This window comes from Sphingomonas sp. (genome assembly GCF_964263785.1).
Classification (GTDB): Bacteria; Pseudomonadota; Alphaproteobacteria; order Sphingomonadales; family Sphingomonadaceae; genus Sphingomonas.
In genome coordinates this window covers 1-20460 of the sequence record NZ_CAXVWL010000020.1, presented here as the reverse complement: position 1 = coordinate 20460, position 20460 = coordinate 1, and the positions used below count along the sequence as shown (strand labels likewise).

The window sequence follows — 20460 nt, the reverse complement described above, 5'->3', positions numbered from 1 at the left end:
GGGGTAACCCGAGCGTCAGTCGATGGTGATATCGCGTTCGGCGAAGAAGGCGGCGACGGGTTCGAGCGCCGGCGCATGCTGCCGCCAGCGCGCCACCGAATCGGTATAGATCGGGCGACGCACCTGCGCGGCGCTCGGCGTGGACACCGCGTTGGTGTTGGTGTGGAAATCGAGGCAGCCGTCGTACCAGTCGAGGCCGCAATGCGCCAGCAAGCGCCGCGTCTCCCCCGCCTGATCCGCCACCAGCGCCTCGTAGCGCACTTCGAGGATGCGGCCGGGCAGCGCGCGATGCCAGAACGCCATGAGCCGATCGAATTCGGCATAATAGGCTGCGATGTCGAGCAGGTCGTAGCTATAGTCGTAATAGCGCGAGCCGATCGCGAAGAGGTTGCGGAAATTGGCGAGCACCGTGTCCATCGGGTTGCGGCGCAGGCAGACCAGCACCGCATTCGGCAGCGCGCGCGCCGCGATGCCGGCGTAAAGGAAGTTGCCCGGAAATTTCTCGACCAGGCGCCGGTCCGGCATCCGCCGATAATGCCCGGCGCGGGACAGATAGTCCTGGCCGATCGCGGCGAAATCGGCACCGGCGACGGCGCGGATCGTCTCCGGATCGAGCACATTGCGGCTGCGGGTGCCGGACGCCGCCTTGACCGCGAGCGGCAGCGCCTGAAGCTCTCCGACGCTCTCGATGTCCGGATGCGATGCGAGAATGCGATCGACCAGCGTGGTGCCGGTCCGCGGCATGCCGATGACCAGGATCGGCGCCTCTGGCGACCGATCGCCGATCGGCGCCTGCGCCATCGCCGGCCAAGCCTCCCGAACGGCGGCAAAGATCGCCGCATCGCGGGCGAAATCGTATTCCAGCACGTCGCGGTGCGCGGTGTTGACGATCGTCAGGCGAGCGAGGGCCTCCTCACCGCGCCCGAGGTCCTCCAGTTCCTTGGCGAGGGCATAGCCGGTCAACAGCCGGTCACCGTCGGCGCCGGCACGGTCGTGCGCGGCTTGCAGGCGAGCGACGTGGTTGCGGGTGGCGGTCTGCTTGCGGAGCCCGGCAAGCAGATGATGCGCGCGGGCATCGTCGGGGGCGCGCGCGATGACCGTCTCCAGCACCGCCTCCGCATCGTCGGCCCGGCCGAGGAAGCTGAGCGTTGCTGCCTTGTTGTAGAGGAACTGGTCGTTGCCGGGCGCGAGATCGACCGCGACGGCGAAATGCGGCAGCGCAGCATCGTGATGGCCCAGCCGGGCGTAGACGCATCCCATCGTATCGCGCGACAGCGCGTCCTGCGGCGGATCGTCCTCGGCGGCGTGCAGCATCGCGGCGGCATCGCCTTCTCGCCGGACGAGCATGTAGAGCCGGGCGAGCTGTGCGCGATGTTCGCCGACGGGGGCGATGGCGACCGCCTGTTCGATCCGCTCAATCGCGGGCCGGACGCGGCCGTGTTCCGCCTCGACGATGCCGAGCAGGAAACGCCCCTCGGCCGCGCCGGAGGGTTCGGACATGCGGATCGCCGCCAGCCGCGCCGCGCCGGCGAGATCGCCGCGCGCGAGGGCGGCGCGTGCAGCCGCAGCGGCGGAGGGGCGGTCCGTCGTCATTGCGCCAGCGTCGCCACCGCGATCGCGGTTGCCGAGGCGCGATTTTCAACACCCATCTTCTGGAAAACCTGCTCCAGATGCTTGTTCACGGTGCGCGGGCTGATGTGCAGAATTTCGCTGATCTCGCGATTCTGCTTGCCGCGGCTGATCCACACCAGCACCTCCGCTTCGCGCGGGGTGAGGCCATGGCGTTCGGCGAGGAGGCGTTCGGCGTCGCCTTCGCGCTTCTCCGTCAGGCGGAGGAGCCATTCGCTTGGGCTGGTCTGGCGAAGCATCGTGCACTGGACAACGGTGTCGCCGATCTGGAGCGAGGCCAGTGCGCCGGCGGGAACGTGCGGGTCCTGCAAGCGGCGGATCGTCGCGGCGAGTTCATCGGGCAGGCCGACATCGCGCGGGGTCCAGCCGGGAAACAGCCGCTCGATCGTGACGGCGGCCAGCGGCGTCAGCCAGCTCGTCCGGCCCGCATCGTCAACCGCGAAGGACGGCCGGCCGGCGGTGTCGAGCGCCAGCTTGCTGCTTTGCGAGATGCGCGCGTTGGCAAGGTGGACCGAGACGCGGGCGAGCAGCTCGTCGACGACGATCGGCTTGTGCACGTAATCGACCGCGCCGGCCTCCAGCCCGCGCACGACATGCTCGGTCTCCGTAAGCCCGGTCATGAAGATGACGGGGACGTGGCGGAAGCGGCCGTCCTGCTTGATCCGCCGGGTCGTGGCGAAGCCGTCGAGCCCGGGCATGACCGCGTCCATCAGGATGAGATCGGGCGTGACATGTTCGAGCAGGTCGAGCGCGGCGAGCCCGTCGCCCGCGATGAGCACGGTTATTCCCGCCTGTTCGAGGGTCGCGGTGAGGAAGCGCAGCGATTCGGGCGTGTCGTCGACCGCCAGGATCGTGGCGCCGGCGCCGCTAGGCCGCATCGTCGAGCGTCCGTGCCAACGCGCGCAGATCGAAGGCGTCGAGGAGCGGCCGCAGCGCGGCGACCAGGGCGGCGCTGTCGGGAACGTCGGCCTCCAGTTCGCTCAAGACGGATTCGATGGCACGGACATGGCCCAATTCGGTGAATCGGCGGATGTTGTCGACATAGGGCATCGCCGCGGCCGGCAAAACCGCGGGCCGCGATGCGGGGGCCCCGCGCGGCGTGTCCTCGGCCAGGATCCAGTCGAGGCCGAGCTGACGGGCGACCGCGTCGAGCAGCGCGGTGAGATCGAAGGGCTTGGTCAGGAACGCGTCGTGCAGGCTGTGCCCGTCCTGTCCGGCGCGGAATTCATGCGCGTCGGCGGACACCATGACGATCCGGATGGCGCGGCCGAACCGCTCGCGCAGCTGCGCCGCGACCGCCCAGCCGTTGCAGCCCGGCATCTGGATGTCGAGCAGGACGAGATCGGGCGCGCAACCTTCGGCAAGCGCCAGCCCCTCCGGGCCGCCGCTGGCCTCGAACATGGCGAAGTCGAGCGGGCGGAGCAGGTGGTTCACGATCGTGACCTGCGCCGGATCGTCGTCGATCACCAGGACGGTCCTGCGCGACCCGCGATAGCCGGTGACGCGCGCATCGGTCGGCGCGCCGGCCGGCGCGGCGATCGGCTCGGGCAGCATCATGCGCAACACGAAGCGGCTGCCCTGTCCCGTCTCGCTGGTGACGGTGACCTCGCCGCCGAGGATGCGGGTCAGCATGCGGGTGATCGCGAGACCCAGGCCGATCCCCGGCTGCATCGCCGCATCGGGCGCGCTGCCGCGCTCGAACGGCTCGAAGATGCGCTCCAGGTCTTCGCGCGCGATGCCGATGCCGGTGTCGCGCACCTCGACCGTCGCGGTCTGGCTGCGGTAGCGGACGCTCAGCGTCGCACCGCCGGTGTGCGTGTATTTGATCGCGTTGGACAGCAGGTTGATCAGGATCTGGCGCAACCGCTTCTCGTCGGTGCGGACAAAGGCGGGAAGCCGCCCCTCGACGACATAGTCGAGCGACAGCCCTTTCGCTTCCGCCTGCATGCGGAACATCGCGACGACATGATCGAACAGCGCGGGCAGGCGAACGATGTCCTGCCGCACCTGCAACACGCCGCTTTCGACGCGCGAGATGTCCAGCAATCCCTCGACCAGGTTGGTGAGGTGTTCGGCCGAGCGCCGGATCACGCCACCCGCTTCGGCCGGCGGGATCGCGTCGCCACGCTCGAGCAACTGCGCATAGCCGAAGATCGCATTGAGCGGGGACCGGATCTCGTGGCTCACCGCGACGAGGTAGCGGGTCTTGGCCAGATTGGCCGCCTCCGCTGCATCCTTTGCGCGGGTGAGCTCGGCTTCGGTGCGGCGATGGGCGTCGATCTCCTGCTGCAGGCGGCCCGCCTGGCGACGAGCGTCATCGCGGGCGTGGCGGGCGTTGCGGAACAGTCGGGCGAAGGCGAAGGCGGCGACCAGCGCCAGTCCCGCGCAGATCGCCCCGAGGATGTCCGCCGCCCCGTGCGTCATCGTTGCTCGCGCCCCGGCGATCGGCGGCGCGCGCATGAACGGGGCCCGCGAGACCGGCGCCGAGACACCATCGATTGGCCCGCGACAGTGGTCGAATGACGCATTGCAGCATCATGAAGCGAGGTGACAGATGCCATGGCCTCAGTTTATATGTCGTATTACTGGATTGAGCAAACGTAATATCGTAAGCAGGTCCGGCGGCTATAGAACTCGCGCTTTCCGCGCTGCGCAACAGGGGGTCGAACATGGCGAGCTGGGTGTCGAAAACGCGACTGGCGATCGCGGCGGTCGCGATGATGGTGACCAGTTCGTGCAGCGATGGCGGCGGTGCCGGGCAGGCCAAGCGAACCGAATTCAATATCGGCTGGTCGATCTATGCCGGGTGGATGCCGTGGCCCTATGCGCAGCAGGCCGGCATCGTGAAGAAGTGGGCCGATAAATACGGGGTCAAGATCAACCTCGTGCAGGTCAACGACTATGTCGAATCGGTCAACCAGTTCAACGCCGGCAAGCTCGACGGCGTCACCCTGACCAACATGGACGCGCTCACCATCCCAGCCGCCGGCGGCAAGGACACCAGCGCGATCATCCTGGGCGATTATTCGAACGGCAACGATGGCGTCGTCCTGAAGAACGCCAAGAGCCTGTCCGACATCAAGGGCCGCACCGTCTATTTGGTCGAGCTGTCGGTGTCGCACTACCTGCTGGCGCGCGGGCTGTCGTCGGTCGGGCTCAAACTGTCCGATGTGAAGACGGTGAACACGTCGGATGCGGACATCGTCGGCGCCTTTGCGAGCCCCGCCGCGACCGCGGTCGTCACCTGGAACCCGCAGCTGGGCGAAGTGGCAAAACTGCCGGGCGCGACGGTGGCGTTCGATTCGCGCCAGATCCCCGCGGAGATCCTCGACCTTCTCGCGGTCGACACCGCGACGCTGAAGGCGAACCCCAACCTCGGCAAGGCGCTGGCGGGCATCTGGTACGAGACGATCGCGCTGATGCAGCGTCGGGACGCCGGCGGCGTGGCGGCACGCGCGGCGATGGCGAAGATGGCGGGCTCCACGCCCCGGTCGTTCGACGCGCAGCTATCGACCACGCGCCTCTACGGCACGCCGCAGGATGCCGTGGCCGCGATGAAGTCCCCCGCGCTCGGCAGCACGATGACCAAGGTCCGCGATTTCAGCTTCTCCAAGGGGCTGTTCGGGCAGGGTGCGAAGTCGGCCGACGCGATCGGCATCGGCTTGCCCGGCAAGACGCTGGGCGACACCAACAACGTCAAGCTGCGCTTCGACCCGACGTTCATGGAGCTGGCCGCGGCAGGCAAGCTTTGAGGGGGCTGCCATGCGCTGGGTAAACGCCCGGCCGCGCCGGGGCACCGCGTTCCTGCTCGGCGCGCTGCCGCTGGGGCTGGTGCTCCTGGTGTACGTGTCGGTGTCGGCGGCGCATCATGCGGCCAACCCGTCGGACAAGGTGCTGCCGACCTTCGGCGCGATGATCGCCGCGATGCATGGTCTGCTCGCCGAGGCCGATCCGCTGACCGGGCGCCTGCTCTTCTGGGCGGACACGCTCGCCAGCCTGCAGCGCCTCGGCATCGCGCTCGGCATCTGCGCGCTGTCGGCGCTGCTGATCGGGCTGGTGCTCGGCGTGCTGCCCGCCGCACGCGCGACCTTCGGCGGGCTGGTGACGACGATCGCGGTGATCCCGCCGATCGCTCTGCTGCCGGTGCTGTTCATCGTGTTCGGGCTCGGCGACACCGCGAAGATCGCGCTGATCGTCGTCGGCGTCGCCCCCTTCCTGATCCGCGATCTCGCCGATCACGTCGCCGCCATTCCGCAGGAACAGCTGATCAAGGCGCAGACGCTGGGCGCCAGCAGCTGGCAACTCGCGCTGCGCGTCGCACTGCCCCAGGCCTTGCCCCGATTGCTTGCCGGGCTGCGGCTGTCGCTGGGGCCGGCATGGGTCTATCTGATCTCCGCAGAAGCGATCGCATCCGACGTCGGGCTGGGATACCGGATATTCCTGGTCCGCCGCTACCTGTCGATGGACATCATCATCCCCTATGTCGCCTGGATATCCTTCCTCGCGATCGTGGCGGACATCGCGCTGGCCCAGCTCAGCCGACGCGCGTTCGCCTGGGCGCACCAGGCCGGCCGATGAGCGACATCCTGTCCTTTCGCAACGTCTGGCTCGAATATGGCGACAAGATCGTGCTGGAGCGCGTCGACATCGACATCGCCGAGCGCAGCTTCGTATCGATCGTCGGCCCGTCGGGCGCGGGCAAGAGCAGCTTCCTGCGCCTTGCCCTGGGCCAGGAGGCACCGACCCGCGGCCGCATCATGCTGGACGGCAAGGTGCTCCCTGCGGAATGCGGCCCCGACCGGGGCGTGGTGTTCCAGCGCTATTCGGTGTTCCCGCACCTGACCGCGCTGCGCAACGTGATGTTCGGGGCGGAATGCGCAAAGGCACCGTTCAGCGCGCGCCTGTTCGGCCGTGCCCGTCGCGACGCCGCCGATGCCGCCGCCGCGATGCTGAGCGAGGTCGGGCTGAGCGATGCGCTGGACCTGTACCCCGCGCAATTGTCGGGCGGCATGCAGCAACGCCTGGCCATCGCGCAGGCGCTGATGGCGCGGCCGCGCGTGCTGCTGCTCGACGAGCCGTTCGGCGCGCTCGATCCGGGCATCCGGCAGGACATGCACCGCCTGATCCTGCGCCTGTGGGACGAACATGCGCTGACCGTCCTGATGGTCACGCACGACATCGGCGAGGCCTTTGGCCTGGGCACCCGCGTGCTGGCATTCGACAAGCGCCGGGTCGATCCGCACGCACCGCACCGGTTCGGCGCGACCGCCACCTACGACCTGCCCCTGACCCGCAAAACCCGCGCGGTGGCCAGCGAGGCATCGCCAGAAGTATTACGTTTGACAAAACCGGTAATAACTGGAACACGGGCTGCATCGTGAAGGAAACCGCTCCCTCTAGCCTCGCCCGGCTCAGCATGAGCCTGCCCGCCGAACTCTTTCGCCAGCTCGATGCCATGGTGGACGACCGCGGCCTGCCCTCCCGCTCGCAGCTGATTTCCGAACTGATCCGCGACGAACTGGCGGAGCATGGCGCCGCATTGCGACCCGAGGACATGCTCGCCGGGACGATCACGCTGGTCTACCGCGCCGAGCTGGGCCGTGTGCGCCACCAGCTTGCCCAGACGCAGGGCGAGTATCTGAAGGAAGTCATTTCCTCGCAGCACGTGTTCCTGGAGGACGACCAATCGCTGGAGGTGCTGCTGGTGCAGGGACCGGCCCGGCGGCTGCGCGACCTGTGCGACGCGTTGCGCAAGGTGCGCGGCGTCCAGCAGCTGCGCCTGTTCACCACCACCGCACTGCTTCCGCCGCTCCACGAGCAGGACGAGGCATGGCCGCAAACCGCAGGGAAAGCGGCATGAGCACGCTTGCAGATCCCGACGCCGCGCGCGCGCATGCCCGCGCCATGGGCGGCACCGTCGTCGAGGCCATGCCGATCCTGCCGCCGCGCGCCGACGATCTGCCGGACGGCATCGCGCCGGACGACCTGGTGTGGGAAGAGACGATCGCCGCGGGCGGCTATGCGACCCGCGTCCTGCGTCGCGGCGCGCGGTTGCGGTTGATCGACCTGAAGGGCGATGCCTGCGCGTCGTTGTTGCTGTTCAACGCGGCGATGCCGACCGAGCGTCTCAACGTCGCCGACACGGTGAAGGTGCAGTGGAACGCCTATTTGGGCGTCGGCAGCCTGCTGCTGTCCGACATGGGCCGCGCGATGATGAGCATCGAGGCCGACGAGGCGGGCACGCACGACGCGTTCTGCGGCGCCTCCAACGCGGCGTCGAATGCGCTGCGGTACGGCGATGGCGGCAACGCGGGCGATTCCCCCAACGCGCGCGACCGGCTGTTGCTCGGCGCCGCGAAACATGGCCTGGGGCGGCGCGACGTCCATCCGTGCATCAACCTGTTCAAGGGCGTGCGGATCGGTGCCGACGGCGGCGTCGCGGCGCAGATCGGCCCGTTCGCGCCGGCGCGCGCGGTGGTGCTGCGCGCGGAGATGGATGCGATCGTCGTCCTCGCCAACTGCCCGCACGTCCTGGACCCGCGGCCGTGGAGCGTCACGCCGCTGCGCGCGACCGCGTGGCGTGGGCCGGTCACCCGAACCGACGATCCGATCCGCAACGCGACGCCCGAGCGCCAGCGCGCCTTCCTCAACACCGACGATCTGTACCGCCGCTGAAATGGAGATCATGTCCCCTATGCAGGACCCGAACGGAGCGGTCGTCCACGATGCGATCGTGCCCGCACGCGCGCCGTGGCTGCATCGGCTGAAGGCCGGACAGACGCTGCGGATCGTCGATCTGGAAGGCAATCAGGCGGTCGATTTCCTGCTCTATGCGACGGACGACGATGCCGAACGCTACAGCGCGCAGGATACGATCGCGGCGCAGCGGAACATCTTCCTGCGCGCCGGCAGCGTGCTGCGATCGAACGAAGGGCGCGCGATGATGACGATCGTCGCGACCTCGGTCGAGTATCACGACACGATCGGCGGCGCCTGTTCGTGCGAATCCAATACGCTGCGTTACGGCATGCACACCAAGGCGCAGCATGCCTGCGTCGACAATTTCCTCCAGGCCAATCTGAGCGACGGGCGCGGCAAGCGCGACATCGTGTCGAACATCAATTTCTTCATGAACGTTCCGGTCGAGCCGGACGGTGCCCTGGGGATCGTCGACGGCATCTCGGCACCCGGATTGACGGTGGACGTCCGCGCCGAGATGGACGTGACCGTGGTCGTGTCGAACTGCCCGCAGATCAACAATCCCTGCAACGGCTTCACCCCCACGCCCGTCCGCATGATCGTGACGGCGTGAGCATACAGACCGTCCTGATCGCCAATCGCGGTGCGATCGCCTGCCGGATCATCCGGACGCTGCGGCGGATGGGGGTTCGTTCGGTCGCGGTCTTTTCCGACGCGGACGAGGCGTCGCGCCACGTCGCCGAGGCGGACGTGGCGGTGCGGATCGGCGCCGGGCCGGCAGCGGACAGCTATCTCGACATCGCGCGCATCCTTGCGGCGGCGCGCGAGACGGGCGCGGATGCCATCCATCCCGGCTATGGCTTCCTGTCGGAAAACGCGGGGTTCGCGGACCGCTGCGAGGCGGCGGGCGTCGCCTTCATCGGGCCGACCGCGGACAGCATCCGCGCGTTCGGCCTGAAGCACAGCGCGCGCGCCCTGGCGGCGGCGCAGGACGTGCCGCTCGCGCCGGGCACGGGGTTGCTGGCCGACGTCGGCGCCGCGATCGAGGCGGCGGGGCGGATCGGTTATCCGGTGATGCTAAAGGCGACCGCGGGCGGCGGCGGCATCGGCATGCGCGTCTGCGCCGACGAACAGGCGGTGCGCGACGGCTATGCCGCGGTCGCGCGGCTGGGCGCGGGCAATTTCGGCGACGCCGGGCTGTTCCTGGAACGCTTCGTGCCGCGCGCGCGCCATGTCGAGGTGCAGATCTTCGGCGATGGACAGGGCCGCGTCGTCGCGCTCGGCGAACGCGATTGCTCGCTCCAGCGGCGCAACCAGAAGGTGATCGAGGAGGCCCCCGCGCCGCACCTGCCGGCACCGATCCGTGCGGCGCTGATCGCGGCTGCGGTGCGGCTGGGCGAGGCGGCGCGCTACCGCTCGGCGGGAACGGTCGAGTTCCTGTACGATCCAGCGCGGCAGGACTGGTTCTTCCTCGAGGTCAACACGCGGTTGCAGGTCGAGCATGGCGTCACCGAAGCGGTGACGGGCGTCGATCTGGTCGAATGGATGGTGCGCGGCGCGGGCGGCGATTTCGCCTTCCTCGACCGGCCCGTCCCCGCGCCGCGCGGCTGGTCGATCCAGGCACGCCTGTATGCCGAGGATCCGGCGGTCGATTTCCGCCCGGCGGCGGGCACGCTGACCCAGGTCGCCTTTCCCGACGACGTCCGCGTCGAGACTTGGGTGGAATCGGGATCGGCGGTGTCGTCCTTCTACGATCCGATGCTGGCCAAGCTGATCGTCCATGCCGAGGACCGCGCGGCGGCGGTGGCGGCGATGCAGGCCGCGCTGGACCGCACGCGGTTCGCGGGCATCGAAACCAACGTGCGCTGGCTGCGCGACGTGACGCGCAGCGACGACTTCACCAGCGGCAACGTCTCGACGCGCTCGCTCGACACGGTGGTCCATCGCCCGCGCAGCATCGTCGTCCGGGCGGCGGGCACGGCGACGACGGTGCAGGATTATCCCGGTCGCGTCGGCCTGTGGGATATCGGCGTGCCGCCGTCGGGGCCGATGGACGCGCGCGCGTTCCGGCTGGGCAACGTGCTGCTCGGCAACGATTCGGATGCGCCGGGGCTGGAGGTGACCGCGACCGGCCCGACCTTGCAGTTCAACGCAGCCGCCCGCCTGTGCCTGACCGGCGCCGACTTCTCGGCAACGCTCGACGGCAAGCCGGTGCCGCGCGACAAGCCCGTCGCGGTCGCCGAGGGCCAGGTGCTGGCGCTAGGCCGGGTCGGTGGCGGGGGCATGCGCGGGTATATCCTGTTCGCGGGCGGACTGGACGTGCCGACCTATCTGGGCAGCGCGAGCACGTTCGATCTCGGCGAGTTCGGCGGCCATGGCGGGCGGCGCCTGCGGGTCGGCGACACGCTGCACCTGACGTCGCACGCGCCCGCGGCGATCCCCGGCCCGCGCGTGATCGAACAGCCACCACTCGGTCCCGACTGGACGATCCGCGTGCTGTACGGCCCGCACGGCGCACCCGACTTCTTTGCGCCCGAGGACGTCGACGCGATCCTGTCGGCGGAATGGCGCATCCATTATAACAGCAACCGCACCGGCGTGCGGCTCGTCGGTCCCAAGCCGCGCTGGGCACGCAAGGACGGCGGCGAGGCGGGGCTGCACCCATCCAACATCCACGACAATCCCTATGCGATCGGGGCGCTCGATTTCACCGGCGACATGCCGATCATCCTGGGCCCCGACGGCCCGTCGCTCGGCGGGTTCGTCTGCCCGTTCGTCGTCATCGCGGCGGATCTGTGGAAGGTCGGGCAACTGGCGCCGGGCGACCGGGTCCGCTTCGAACAGGTCGGCCTTGCCCAGGCGGATGCGGCGAGCCAGGCGGAGGAAGCCTGGATCGAGCATCGCCCCGCCGCACCCGTCGGCACGGCGTCGGGCGGGCACGACGCCATCCTCGCCGACATGCCCGCCGACGGGCTTCGCCCGCGCGTGCTGTTCCGGCGGCAAGGCGACCGCAACCTGCTGGTCGAATACGGGCCGATCACGCTCGATCTCGAGCTGCGCCTGCGCGTCCATGCCGCGACCACCGCGCTGGCGGCGCTGGCGCTGCCCGGCATCCTCGACATCGTTCCCGGCATCCGGTCGTTCCAGGTGCATATCGACGGCGTGCGCCTGAAGGAGGCGGCGCTGATCGCGCGGCTGAGCGCGATCGAGGAGACCCTCGGCGACCTCAACGATTTCGTCATCCCCTCGCGCATCGTCCACCTGCCGCTGAGCTGGAACGATCCGGCGATCCGCGAGACGATCGACCGCTACATGCGCGTCGTGCGCGACGATGCGCCGTGGTGCCCGGACAATATCGAATTCATCCGCCGCGCCAACGGTCTCGAGAGCGCCGACGACGTTCACCGGATCGTCTTCGATGCCAGTTACCTCGTCTACGGATTGGGCGACGTCTATCTCGGGGCGCCGGTGGCGACGCCGATCGACCCGCGGCATCGCCTCGTCACGACCAAGTACAACCCGGCGCGGACGTGGACGCCGCCCAACGTCGTCGGCATCGGCGGCGCCTATATGTGCATCTATGGCATGGAGGGGCCCGGCGGTTACCAATTGTTCGGCCGCACCATCCAGGTCTGGAACACGTACCGCCAGACCGGCGCCTTTGCGGACGGCAAGCCGTGGCTGCTGCGCTTCTTCGACCAGATCCGCTTCTTCCCGGTCAGCCATGAGGAGCTGACCGAATGGCGCCGCGACTTCCCGCTGGGGCGGCGCGATATCCGGATCGAGGACGCGGAGTTCCGGCTCGCCGATTATCGCGCCTTCCTCGCCGAGAACGAGGCGTCGATCGCCGCCTTCGAAGCGCGCCGCAACGCCGCCTTCGCCGACGAGCGCGCCGAGTGGGAACGGCGCGGAGAGTTCGACCGTGTGGCCGACCTGGCGGGCGCCGATGGCGACGTGTCGAGCGACGCGGTGACGGTTCCCGACGGCGCGGAACTGGTCGAGGCACCGTTCGGCGGCAATGTGTGGAAATTGCTGAAGGGCGTCGGCGACCCGATCGAGGCCGGCGAGACGATCGCGGTGCTGGAAGCGATGAAGATGGAATTCCCGGTGCTCAGCCCGGCCGCCGGCACGGTCGCGGCGCTGTATGTCGCCGAGCAGCAGACCGTCACGCCGGGCGCACCGGTGCTGGCACTGATGCCCGCATGATCGCGCTCGACCGGCTCTCGATCGACGGCATCGCGCGCGACGTCCGGTCGGGACGCCGCACCGCCGCCGCGGTGATCGCGGACGTGATCGAGCGGCTGGCGGCGTACGATCCGGTGCAGTCCGCGGTATGGATATCACGCCACGATGCCGATGCGCTGCGCGCCGCCGCTGCGCAGGTCGACGCGCGAGTCGCCGCAGGCGAGGCGCTGGCGCTTGCCGGCGTGCCGTTCGCGGTGAAGGACAACATCGACGTCGCAGGGCTGGATACCACGGCAGGCTGCCCCGCCTTCGCCTATCGGCCGCACCGGTCGGCGACAATTGTCGAACGGCTTGTCGCCGCAGGCGCGATCCCGGTCGGAAAGACCAACCTCGACCAGTTCGCGACCGGCCTCAACGGGACGCGCAGCCCGTACGGCATCCCGCGCAACGCCCATAATCGCGACTGGATCAGCGGTGGTTCGAGCTCCGGATCGGCGATCGCGGTGGCGGCCGGCCTGGTCGCCTTCGCGCTCGGCACCGACACCGCCGGATCGGGCCGCGTGCCGGCCGCATTCAACCACCTTGTCGGATTCAAGCCCACGCGCGGCCGCTGGAGCAGCCGCGGCCTGGTGCCCGCCTGCCGGACGCTCGACTGCATCACCGTGTTCGCGAGCACCGCGGACGAGGCGGCGCTGGTCGATGCCGTCGCCGCCGGTTTCGATTCGGAGGACGCCCTGTCACGCGCGCTCGCCGACGCGCCCCGCGGACGGCGCAGGATCGGCGTGCCCCCCGCCGACCAATGCCGCTGGTTCGGCGATACCGAATCCGCATTCCTGTACCGGCAGGCTCTCGCCGGCATCGACGCCGAGCTCGTCGAAATCGACCTGGCGCCGCTCAATGCGGCGGCACGGCTTCTCTACGACGGGCCGTGGATCGCCGAGCGGACCGCCGCGCTACAGCCGTTGCTCGAACGCGATGCCGATGCGGTGCATCCCGTCGTCCGGGAGATCGTCGAACAGGGCCGTTGCTATACCGCGGTCGACGCGTTCCGGGGCAATTACCACCTCGCCGAACTCGCACGCGCCGCAGAACGGATGTGGGCAGACGTCGATCTGATCGTCCTGCCGACGGCGCCGACCAGCTACCGCGTGCGCGAGATGCTGGCCGCGCCGATCGCGCTCAACGCGACACTGGGTGCCTATACCAATTTCGTGAATCTTCTCGACATGGCGGCGATCGCGGTGCCGACCGGTATCTATGCGAGCGGGGTCGGCTTCGGTGTCACCCTGATGGGACCGGCCGGCACCGATCGCGCGCTGATCGATGCCGCGACCGCATTGTTTCCCGCGCCGGCGCTGCCGCCGCCGCTTGACCTGGAGGGACGGATGGAGAGCGTGAAGCTGGCGGTGGTGGGTGCGCACCTGAAGGACATGCCGCTGCACTGGCAGCTGACATCGCGCGATGCGCGCTTCGTCGGCGCGACGACGACGGCGCCGACCTATCGCCTCTACGCCATGGCGGATAGCGTGCCGCCCAAACCGGCACTGGTGCATAGCCCCGACGGTGCCGCCATCGCCCTGGAAATCTACGAACTCGATATGGCGGCGTTCGGAAGTTTCGTGGCCGATGTCCCGCCGCCGCTCGCCATCGGCACCGTGACCTTGGCAGACGGCAGTCAAGTCAAGGGCTTCGTTGCCGAACCCCGTGCGCTGGCCGGGGCGGAGGACATCACGGCTCTGGGCGGCTGGCGCGCGTATGTAGCGCGATAGGGGTGCCGTCCAAAGCAACGGGACGGGACGTGGCAGGGACGAGCCTGGCCTCGTCTTCCTGGCCGACGGCAGGTAAACGTCGGCGGTCCGAAGCTGGTGTCTGTCTTGATCAAGTGTAGCGATCCTCCCCCGCAAGGACGTCATTATATTTGACGTACCCAAAAGGGAGATAGTATCATGTTGGCTCAACTGCGAACCCTCAGCCTGTGGGACCTCATGCACCATTTCAACGCCAGTGAGCTATTCCGTGCGTTGGGCGCTTTCAGCGTTTTTGAAATGGCATGCGACGACCAAACCAAATTGGGTAACTGCTTAGGTGTTCCTACCGATAATCATCGTGAGCTTCTGCGCCACGCGGAGGCGGCAGGACGTGAACTCAGGGCGCTTGACTGTACTATGTCTCTTGAATGTGCCGAGATAATCGCCGGCATCTTACGTGATGAGGTACAAGACAACGGCCGAGTGTTTAAGGGGATGATCATAAAGGAGTGGTCTGCTCTAAACACCTCCAAGCTGGCAACTTGGACCCTTCAACTAAGAAGCCGCGTCGGATCAGAGTTACGAGGTAAGTTTTTACTCTCTTTGTCTCGCGCTGATCAGGTTTTTTACGAGCAACAAATCTCCTTATTCGGTGAAGAAGTAGAGGCAGCGTTCCCGTCTGCAATCTATGACATTGAAGAAGCGGGCAAGTGCCGTGCAGTCGCCCGCTGGACGGCTTGCGTAATGCACATGATGCGCGCACTTGAAGTCGGCCTTGACGTGCTTGAACAGGCGGTCGGAGTTGACGTGATCAAAGGAAGTTGGAACGGCAAACTTGATCAGATTGATGCTGCGATCAAGCGTAGGACCAAAGCTGAATATGGGGCTGCGGATGAACAATGGTACGCCGAAGCCTCAACCCATTTCCGTGTATTGAAGAATGCTTGGCGGAACCATGCCCAGCATGGCAAGGATCACTACGACCAGGAACGCGCGACCGCAATTTTCGATAGCGTTCGCTCGTTCATGCGTCATCTTGCTACTCGCCTTGCCGAGCAGACGATTAGTTAGGTTATCAAATGCTTTATCGGCCTCGGTGGGGCTTAGTTCGCCAGCGTTGATCATGCGCTCGATCCCGGCGCGAAAACGCGCGCTCTGCTCTGCCTGTGTATCCGTGTGCTTCTTCTTTGGCATGGCGCTTAGGCCCCGCGATTAGCCGTTTCATAGGTGAGTCGCCGACCGATCACGCCGCCTAGCAGGAGATCGGCCCGTTCCGCGTCGCGTTGCCGCGCGTGTTCGTGATCCCGTCCACTGCTCCCGCCGCCCCCAGCAATAATTAACAGAGCGAACCGTTCCGGTTCTTTTTGCTTGACAGCGCGACGCTGTTTGAGTACATAACAGGAACGTTGAGAAAGTGTGAGTCGGGGCCGGGGCGCGGGGGCGCTTTTCCGGCCCTTTTGCTTTTGGGGGACGGGGGAGCGGCATGGCCATATTGGAGAACGGTGCGGCGGCTGAGGCTGACAGGCAAGCTGCGGCTGGAGCTGGAGCTGAAACCGGGGCTGGGGCCGGCGTCATGCGCAGCGGCCGGCGGCGGGGCATCCGCTGGACCAGGAAAATGAAGGACGCGTTCCTCGATTGCCTGGCGGCGACCTGCCACGTGTCGCGCGCCGCGGAGGCGATCGGGGTCGAGCTGACGACCGTCTATGGGCTGCTACGCCGCGACCGGGGCTTCGCCTCGGCGTGGAGCGAGGCGCTGGCGCTCGGTTACGAGATGCTGGAAACGCAGGTGGTCGGCCACGCGCTGTCGGGCGGCGGCAGGCGAACGATCACGGATGGCGACGTGGGCCGGACCGGCGGGATCGACATCGACCTGGCACTGACCCTGCTGACCACCCATCGCAACGCGATGCTGGGCAAGCCGTTCAAGAGCGGGCGCAAGCCGCTGGTCGCCACCCGCGAAGAAACCAACGCGTCGATCCTCAAGAAGCTGCGCGTGGTCGAGGCGGGAATGCGCCGGGCGGCGGAGCGTGCGGGCGAGACGATCGGGGAAAAGGAGCGGGGGCAGGACGATGGGCGGGTGCAGGATGGGGCGATCGCGGAAGGAACCGCCGTCGCGCTGCTGCCCGCGCCGTCCGGCGAGACGCCCGCATGAACCGGGAGGAGGACGTCGCGCTGATGGCGCGACTGCTCGCGCTGCCCGAGGACAAGCGGCACGTCGTCATCAACAGCCTGCCCATCGAACAGCGGCGCGAGTTCGAGGCGCGCTGGACGCCCTGGGCGCATGACGGACAATACGATCCCGGCGGCGACTGGCGAGTGTGGCTGATCCGCGCCGGCCGCGGTTTCGGCAAGACGCGCGCAGGCGCGGAATGGGTGTGGCAATTTGCGCGCGACCACGCCGAGGCGCGGATCGCGCTGGTCGGCGACACCGCGGCCGATGCCGTCAAGGTGATGGTGGAGGGGGCGAGCGGATTGATCGCGGTGGCGCGGACCGGCGAGGAGGTGACATTGTCGCGGGTGCGCGGCGAGGTGCGCTGGGCGAACGGCACGACCGCGCAGGTCTATTCGGCCAATGCGCCCGAGAGCTTGCGCGGCCCCGAGCATCATGCGGCGTGGTGCGACGAGCTGGCCAAGTGGAAGCGCGGCGCCAAAGGCGGAGCGGCGGCGTGGGACAATTTGATGCTGGGCCTGCGCGCGGGCGATTGCGCGCGGGTGGTGGTGACGACGACGCCCAGGCCCAATGCGCTGATGCAGCGGGTGTTGAAGATGGAAGGGCTGAAGGAGTCGAGGGGATCGACGCGCGACAATCCGTACCTGCCGCAGACCTTCGTTCGGGACATGGACGCGCAGTACGGGGGCACGCGGCTGGGGCGGCAGGAGCTCGACGGCGAGATGATCGACGATGTCGCCGGCGCGATGTGGACGCGCGACGGCATCGAGGCGTGCCGAACCGATACGGTTTGCGACGCCGTGCGCGTGGTGGTCGGCGTCGATCCGCCGGCAAGTGCGGGCGGGGACGCGTGCGGGATCGTCGCGGCGGCGATCGACGGCGACGGAATCGTGTACGTGCTGGAGGATGCGAGCGTCGCCGCGGCGTCGCCTGAGCAATGGGCGCGCGCGGTGGCGGCGTGCGCCGACCGGCACCGGGCGGACAAGGTGGTGGCCGAGAGCAACCAGGGCGGCGACATGGTGCGCAGCGTGCTGTGGGCGATCGACCGGAGGTTGCCGGTCGCCAAGGTCCATGCCAGCCGCGGCAAGAGCGCGCGCGCCGAGCCGGTGGCGGCGCTCTATCCACGCGGCCTGGTGCGGCACCTCGGGCGCTTTCCCGCGCTGGAGGACGAGCTGTGCGGGCTGATCTCGGGCGGCGGCTACGAGGGGCCGGGGCGATCGCCCGACCGGGCGGATGCCTTGGTGTGGGCGGTGAGCGAGCTGGTGTTCGGGCGCAAGGGGGAGGCGTCGGTGCGCAAGGTTTGAGGGGGGCGTTCAGCCTTCGTTTACGTACGAAGTGGATAGGACGGGCGGGCCGAGAGTTGACACTCACGACACGACGCGCGATTTATCGTTGCGAGATGAGGACCAGGATCGCCATGACCCTTTCCAGTCGCCGCCGTAACCGGAGCGCCGCCACGTTGATCATCGCGGGTGCGGGAAGCATGACGTTCGACCATCATATGGGCCGTCCAAAGGCGGTGTCCACCGCGGATGCGCTGGCCGGAGACTGGAAGGCGGTGGGCGATGACCTGCGCTGCGCTCTTCGGCATGAGCGCGGGGATTTCGAAGCTGCCTGACGGCTCGCGGAGCCCTGGTGCGGTCTCGCCTTCGGCTGATCCGTCACAGTCTCGTGCCGACCGCCCCGTCGAGCATGTCGACGACACGATTACGGACGTGGCCAAGGATATCGTGGAGCGGTTGACGCCGCTGGTGGCGCCGAAGACGTGTCGCAGGTCGGCTTGATCGTCGGCGAGACGATCAGTCAGGTTACGATGCATCATGGACCGTTGCCGCAGGCGAGCGATCTGGCGGCGTATAACGCGGTCGATCCAAGTTTTGCCGAACGCATCGTCCGCATGGCGGAGCGTGAGCAAGAGCGCCGCCATACGCTTCCCGACGAGTTTCTGGACCGCGAGTACAAACTGAAATCGCGTGGGCAGCATTATGCACTGCTGCTGGCGATGCTGATCCTGATGTTTGCAGCCTATCTCGCGTATCTCGGTAACAGCGAGATGGCGGGCAAGGTTGCGATCGGCACATTGATCGGGATCGTGGGAATATTCGTGAGCGGGCGTGCGATCGACGCGTTCGCCGGTGAGCGAGACAGGCCGGACGCCGACGAGGGTGCGGCCGAATAGACGAGCCGGCCGGTGTAGCCCGTCCGATCAGGAGACATCGTCATGAAATTGTTCGGGTGGAAATCCGGGCGCGAGGAATCGCGGCCGGCTTTGTCGCGTGGGGTGGCGACGTACGGCTCGGGGAGCGTGTGGCCGCCGAGCTACGAGACGCAGGTGCGCGAGGGCTATTGCCGCAATCCGGTGGTGCAGCGCGCGGTGCGGCTGGTGGTGGAGGGGCTGGGGAGCGCGCCGCTGGTGGCGTCGCATCCCCGGCTGATCGCGCTGGCGACGGCGCGATCGGGCGGGCAGATGCTGATCGAGGTGGCGGCGGCGCAGCTGCTGCTGCACGGCAATGCCTACGTCCAGGTGCTGCGCGACGCAGAAGGCGGTGTGGCCGAGCTGTATGCGCTGCGCCCCGAGCGGGTGAGCGTCGAGCTCGATGCGGGCGGGTGGCCCGCGGCGTACCGCTACAAGGTGGGCGAGCGGGTGACGCGGCTCGCCGGCGATGCGGCACGGCCCGAGGTGGTGCACCTGCGCTCCTTCAACCCGGTCGACGACCATTATGGGCTGGGGTGCCTCGCCGCGGCGGCCGGCGCGGTGGCGATCCACACTGCGTCGGGCGAATGGAACAAGGCGCTGCTCGACAATGCGGCGCGGCCTTCGGGGGCGCTGGTCTACGATGCCGGCGATGGGTCGACGCTGAGCCCGGAGCAGTTCGGGCGGTTGCGCGCGGAGATGGATGCGAGCTTTTCGGGGGCGGCGAACGCGGGGCGGCCGATGCTGCTGGAGGGTGGGCTGAAGTGGCAGGCGCTGGGGCTGAGCCCGGCCGACATGGACTTTGCGGGCACGCGGGGCGCGGCGGCGCGCGAGATCGCGCTGGCGTTCGGAGTGCCGCCGATGCTGCTCGGCATGCCCGGCGACGCGACCTACGCCAATTACAAGGAGGCGAACCGGGCGCTGTGGCGGCTCGCGATCCTGCCGCTGGCGTCGACGATCCTGACCGGCATCGCGCAAGGGCTGAACGGGTGGTTCGAGGGGGCGGCGCTGGCGGTCGACCTGAACCAGGTGACCGCGCTGGCCGAGGATCGCGCGCTGCTGTGGGCTTCGGTGACGGGTGCGGACTTTCTTTCGGCAGAGGAGAAGCGGGCGATGGTTGGGATCGGATCGTGAGCGGCGCGGTGCTGGCGCAGCTGATCGCGCGCGGGGTGGAGGAGGGCGCCTCGCTCGTCACCTTGCGCGCGATCGTGGAGGAGGCGGGGGAGGTGGGGGCGACGCGCGCGCTCGAGCGGCTGGGGCTGACCGACGCGCGCGCCGGGAGCGACATGCGCGAGCTGCGCGACCTGCTGGCGGCGTGGCGCGATGCCAAGAGCCAGGTGTGGAAGGGCGCGTGGAAGGCGGTGTTCGGGTGGGTGTCCGCGGCGGTGCTGGCGGCGCTGGCGGTGAAGCTGGGGTTTGCGGAGCTGGTGCGGTGACGCTGCGGTTCGCCGGCTATGCGGCGGTGTTCGGGGCGGTGGACCGGGCGGGGGACGTGTTCCGGGCCGGAGCCTTTGCGGGGGTGGGGGACGTGCCGTTGCTGGTGCAGCACCGGGGGGCGGCGGTGGGGGCGATCTCGGTCGCCGAGGATGCGCGGGGGCTTCGGGTTTCGGGGGAGATCGCGGACGCGGGGGTCGCGGCGCTGGTGCGGTCGGGCGCGCTGACCGGGTTGTCGGTGGGGTATCGGCCCGAGGCGGTGCGGCAGGGGGTGCACCGGGAGCTGACGCGGGTGGGGTTGGTCGAGGTGAGTCTGGTGGCGCAGCCGATGCAACGATTGGCGCGCGTGGAGGTGGTGGAGGGGTAGTCTCGGGCGGTTCGCCTGGGGCTGGCCCGCCACC

At 68.4% G+C, this 20460-nt stretch carries 19 protein-coding genes; 16 read left to right on the top strand and 3 right to left on the bottom strand.

Features of this window, described 5'->3' with window-relative positions:
* Positions 1-15 precede the first annotated feature (15 nt).
* From ACE5C1_RS02940 to ACE5C1_RS02930, 3 genes are read right to left on the bottom strand one after another with little or no spacing between them, the layout of a single operon-like run.
* Positions 16-1593: a sulfotransferase gene (locus tag ACE5C1_RS02940; protein ID WP_374942569.1), complete on the bottom strand. Its 1578-nt coding sequence runs from the start codon at positions 1591-1593 to the stop codon at positions 16-18.
* Positions 1590-2507, bottom strand: a complete 918-nt coding sequence (locus ACE5C1_RS02935) for a response regulator (protein ID WP_374942568.1) — start codon at positions 2505-2507, stop codon at positions 1590-1592. The genes ACE5C1_RS02940 and ACE5C1_RS02935 overlap by 4 nt, the downstream gene beginning before the upstream one ends.
* On the bottom strand, positions 2497-4089 hold the full coding sequence (locus tag ACE5C1_RS02930) for an ATP-binding protein (protein WP_374942567.1): 1593 nt from the start codon (positions 4087-4089) through the stop codon (positions 2497-2499). The genes ACE5C1_RS02935 and ACE5C1_RS02930 overlap by 11 nt, the downstream gene beginning before the upstream one ends.
* 209 nt (positions 4090-4298) lie before the next feature.
* Between ACE5C1_RS02930 and ACE5C1_RS02925 the strand changes: the two genes are divergently transcribed.
* From ACE5C1_RS02925 to ACE5C1_RS02850, 16 genes are all read left to right on the top strand, one after another.
* The gene (locus ACE5C1_RS02925; RefSeq protein WP_374942566.1) at positions 4299-5381 is read left to right on the top strand and encodes a putative urea ABC transporter substrate-binding protein; all 1083 of its coding nucleotides are present in this window, start codon (positions 4299-4301) and stop codon (positions 5379-5381) included.
* A 10-nt stretch (positions 5382-5391) separates the two neighbouring features.
* Positions 5392-6207, top strand: a complete 816-nt coding sequence (locus ACE5C1_RS02920) for an ABC transporter permease (protein ID WP_374942565.1) — start codon at positions 5392-5394, stop codon at positions 6205-6207.
* Positions 6204-7010, top strand: coding sequence for an ATP-binding cassette domain-containing protein (locus tag ACE5C1_RS02915; protein WP_374942564.1), 807 nt, complete (start codon positions 6204-6206; stop codon positions 7008-7010). Before ACE5C1_RS02920 ends, ACE5C1_RS02915 begins: the two co-directional genes overlap by 4 nt.
* 35 nt (positions 7011-7045) lie before the next feature.
* On the top strand, positions 7046-7489 hold the full coding sequence (locus tag ACE5C1_RS02910) for a CopG family ribbon-helix-helix protein (RefSeq protein ID WP_374942563.1): 444 nt from the start codon (positions 7046-7048) through the stop codon (positions 7487-7489).
* A complete protein-coding gene (locus ACE5C1_RS02905) occupies positions 7486-8304 on the top strand; it encodes an urea amidolyase associated protein UAAP1 (RefSeq protein WP_374942562.1) in 819 nt (272 codons plus the stop codon). The genes ACE5C1_RS02910 and ACE5C1_RS02905 overlap by 4 nt, the downstream gene beginning before the upstream one ends.
* 10 nt (positions 8305-8314) lie before the next feature.
* Entirely contained in the window at positions 8315-8941 is a 627-nt protein-coding gene (locus ACE5C1_RS02900; RefSeq protein WP_374942561.1) for an urea amidolyase associated protein UAAP2, read from the top strand.
* Positions 8938-12534, top strand: coding sequence for an urea carboxylase (uca, locus tag ACE5C1_RS02895; RefSeq protein ID WP_374942560.1), 3597 nt, complete (start codon positions 8938-8940; stop codon positions 12532-12534). The genes ACE5C1_RS02900 and uca overlap by 4 nt, the downstream gene beginning before the upstream one ends.
* A complete protein-coding gene (gene atzF, locus ACE5C1_RS02890; protein WP_374942559.1) occupies positions 12531-14282 on the top strand; it encodes an allophanate hydrolase in 1752 nt (583 codons plus the stop codon). Before uca ends, atzF begins: the two co-directional genes overlap by 4 nt.
* Positions 14283-14459: 177 nt before the next feature.
* Positions 14460-15332 (top strand): hypothetical protein, encoded by an 873-nt coding sequence (locus ACE5C1_RS02885; protein ID WP_374942558.1) that lies wholly within the window; start codon positions 14460-14462, stop codon positions 15330-15332.
* Positions 15333-15876: 544 nt separating this feature from the next.
* On the top strand, positions 15877-16413 hold the full coding sequence (locus tag ACE5C1_RS02880) for a hypothetical protein (RefSeq protein ID WP_374942557.1): 537 nt from the start codon (positions 15877-15879) through the stop codon (positions 16411-16413).
* Positions 16410-17735 (top strand): DNA-packaging protein, encoded by a 1326-nt coding sequence (locus ACE5C1_RS02875; protein ID WP_374942556.1) that lies wholly within the window; start codon positions 16410-16412, stop codon positions 17733-17735. Before ACE5C1_RS02880 ends, ACE5C1_RS02875 begins: the two co-directional genes overlap by 4 nt.
* 95 nt (positions 17736-17830) lie before the next feature.
* Positions 17831-18049, top strand: coding sequence for a hypothetical protein (locus tag ACE5C1_RS02870; protein WP_374942555.1), 219 nt, complete (start codon positions 17831-17833; stop codon positions 18047-18049).
* A 162-nt stretch (positions 18050-18211) separates the two neighbouring features.
* Entirely contained in the window at positions 18212-18610 is a 399-nt protein-coding gene (locus ACE5C1_RS02865) for a DUF2335 domain-containing protein (RefSeq protein WP_374942554.1), read from the top strand.
* 42 nt (positions 18611-18652) lie between these two features.
* Positions 18653-19759 (top strand): phage portal protein, encoded by a 1107-nt coding sequence (locus ACE5C1_RS02860; RefSeq protein ID WP_374942553.1) that lies wholly within the window; start codon positions 18653-18655, stop codon positions 19757-19759.
* The gene (locus ACE5C1_RS02855) at positions 19756-20061 is read left to right on the top strand and encodes a DUF6127 family protein (RefSeq protein ID WP_374942552.1); all 306 of its coding nucleotides are present in this window, start codon (positions 19756-19758) and stop codon (positions 20059-20061) included. The genes ACE5C1_RS02860 and ACE5C1_RS02855 overlap by 4 nt, the downstream gene beginning before the upstream one ends.
* Positions 20058-20426: an HK97 family phage prohead protease gene (locus tag ACE5C1_RS02850; RefSeq protein WP_374942551.1), complete on the top strand. Its 369-nt coding sequence runs from the start codon at positions 20058-20060 to the stop codon at positions 20424-20426. Before ACE5C1_RS02855 ends, ACE5C1_RS02850 begins: the two co-directional genes overlap by 4 nt.
* The last annotated feature ends 34 nt before the right edge of the window (positions 20427-20460 follow it).

Bases quoted from the DNA above. Each gene is read 5' to 3' on its own strand.
- atzF (WP_374942559.1), top strand. From the start codon at position 12,531: ATGATCGCGCTCGACCGGCTCTCGATCGACGGCATCGCGCGCGACGTC.
- ACE5C1_RS02885 (WP_374942558.1), top strand. From the start codon at position 14,460: ATGTTGGCTCAACTGCGAACCCTCAGCCTGTGGGACCTCATGCACCAT.
- ACE5C1_RS02870 (WP_374942555.1), top strand. From the start codon at position 17,831: ATGAGGACCAGGATCGCCATGACCCTTTCCAGTCGCCGCCGTAACCGG.
- ACE5C1_RS02915 (WP_374942564.1), top strand. From the start codon at position 6,204: ATGAGCGACATCCTGTCCTTTCGCAACGTCTGGCTCGAATATGGCGAC.
- ACE5C1_RS02935 (WP_374942568.1), bottom strand. From the start codon at position 2,507: ATGCGGCCTAGCGGCGCCGGCGCCACGATCCTGGCGGTCGACGACACG.
- ACE5C1_RS02920 (WP_374942565.1), top strand. From the start codon at position 5,392: ATGCGCTGGGTAAACGCCCGGCCGCGCCGGGGCACCGCGTTCCTGCTC.
- ACE5C1_RS02930 (WP_374942567.1), bottom strand. From the start codon at position 4,089: ATGCGCGCGCCGCCGATCGCCGGGGCGCGAGCAACGATGACGCACGGG.
- ACE5C1_RS02860 (WP_374942553.1), top strand. From the start codon at position 18,653: ATGAAATTGTTCGGGTGGAAATCCGGGCGCGAGGAATCGCGGCCGGCT.
- ACE5C1_RS02925 (WP_374942566.1), top strand. From the start codon at position 4,299: ATGGCGAGCTGGGTGTCGAAAACGCGACTGGCGATCGCGGCGGTCGCG.
- ACE5C1_RS02905 (WP_374942562.1), top strand. From the start codon at position 7,486: ATGAGCACGCTTGCAGATCCCGACGCCGCGCGCGCGCATGCCCGCGCC.
- ACE5C1_RS02875 (WP_374942556.1), top strand. From the start codon at position 16,410: ATGAACCGGGAGGAGGACGTCGCGCTGATGGCGCGACTGCTCGCGCTG.
- ACE5C1_RS02910 (WP_374942563.1), top strand. From the start codon at position 7,046: ATGAGCCTGCCCGCCGAACTCTTTCGCCAGCTCGATGCCATGGTGGAC.
- ACE5C1_RS02880 (WP_374942557.1), top strand. From the start codon at position 15,877: ATGAAGGACGCGTTCCTCGATTGCCTGGCGGCGACCTGCCACGTGTCG.
- ACE5C1_RS02900 (WP_374942561.1), top strand. From the start codon at position 8,315: ATGTCCCCTATGCAGGACCCGAACGGAGCGGTCGTCCACGATGCGATC.
- ACE5C1_RS02940 (WP_374942569.1), bottom strand. From the start codon at position 1,593: ATGACGACGGACCGCCCCTCCGCCGCTGCGGCTGCACGCGCCGCCCTC.